The 1,297-nt window shown below is 37.4% G+C and carries 1 protein-coding gene; it reads left to right on the top strand.

The features are described from left to right. Window positions 1-241 precede the first annotated feature (241 nt). Complete coding sequence (locus AB5217_RS24865) at window positions 242-1,249, top strand: IS110 family transposase (protein ID WP_004307071.1); 1,008 nt, start codon at window positions 242-244, stop codon at window positions 1,247-1,249. Window positions 1,250-1,297 lie beyond the last annotated feature (48 nt).

Here is a 1,297-nt window from a genome sequence, read left to right as displayed (position 1 = left end):
GGGGATCGCCCTAGCGGCAACCTTAGATTTGCAGCATCAAAATATTTATCTTTGAATTGATATTGAAAGGAAAGCAAAAGGAAAACCATCAGCGGCAATAGAAGTCAAGTCTAAGTCCCTATTCGGTCCTTTTGCTCCTTCCTTGAACTCAAACCCATATAAGAATTTCAGTAAACCTGTTTAAGGTTATTAGGTCAAGTTCAGGTCCTTTCTTTTTTGTTTAATGTTCAAAAACAAAAGTATGAAAGTTTTTTATTTAGGAGTTGATGTGAGTAAGAAAAAATTGGATTTATGTTTAAGGAGTAACGGTAAGGACATCCTTTATGATGTTATTCCTAATGATCTATCCTCTATTAAATCTTGGTTAACAAGAACGTTTGAGAAATTTTTCCTCTCTGAGGACAGTTTGGTTGTCTGTGCGGAACATACAGGGCAATATACCTATCCTTTGGTCTGTGCAACAAAAAGTATAGGAGTCTACTTATGTTTGGAAGATGCAGCTAAAATAAAATATTGTCATGGAATACCTCGTGGCAAAAATGATAAAATAGATGCCTGCCGAATAGCAATGTATGCAGAAAGATATAATGATTGCCTACAACCGTATACCGCATCAGAGCTTATAATACAAAAACTCAAAAACTTATCAACAGAACGCAGTATGCTTGTTGCAGATAGGGCTAAATATCAATCCCAGCTAAAAGATCAGGTAGACTATATGGAACACTCAATATATATTGCTAAATGCAATAGAGTTGAAGGGATTATCAATACATTTACGGATTACATAGCACAAATAGACCTTGAAATAAAAGAACTTATAAATCAGGCACCTGTCATTGCTCATCAAATGGATTTACTCATGTCTGTGGATGGAGTTGGGGAACGTGTTGCACTGAAGATGATCATGGAAACAGATGCTTTCACTTCTTTTACTGATCCCAGGAAGTTTTGCTGTCATGCAGGAGTTGTTCCGTTCGTCTATGTGTCAGGAAGTAGCCAACGTTCTAAAAATAGAGTATCTAATAGGGCTGACAAGAGCATCAAGCATTTGCTACATATGGCGGCACTATCTGTTTCACAAGTGAAAAATAGTCCATTGAAGAAATATTATGACAGAAAGGTCGAAGAGGGAAAAAATAAGATGTCGGTTCTGAATGCAGTTAGAGCGAAATTAGTTACGATTATGTTCGCTGTAATTAGGACGGATGCTTTTTTTTCGAGAAATTATCAAAATTCGCTTGCGTAATCCATAAGAATAGGGGCGGGAGCACCCGTCCCGACGAGCGGGACTTCA

It is taken from the genome of Bacteroides sp. MSSM.1001136sp1_RTP21357st2_D2_RTP21359_211015 (assembly GCF_040913205.1).
Lineage (GTDB): Bacteria > Bacteroidota > Bacteroidia > Bacteroidales > Bacteroidaceae > Bacteroides > Bacteroides ovatus.
This window is presented reverse-complemented; position numbering and strand designations above follow the sequence as displayed.

Excerpts from the sequence above, each read along its gene's own strand:
- AB5217_RS24865 (WP_004307071.1), top strand. The coding sequence starts at position 242 with ATGAAAGTTTTTTATTTAGGAGTTGATGTGAGTAAGAAAAAATTGGAT.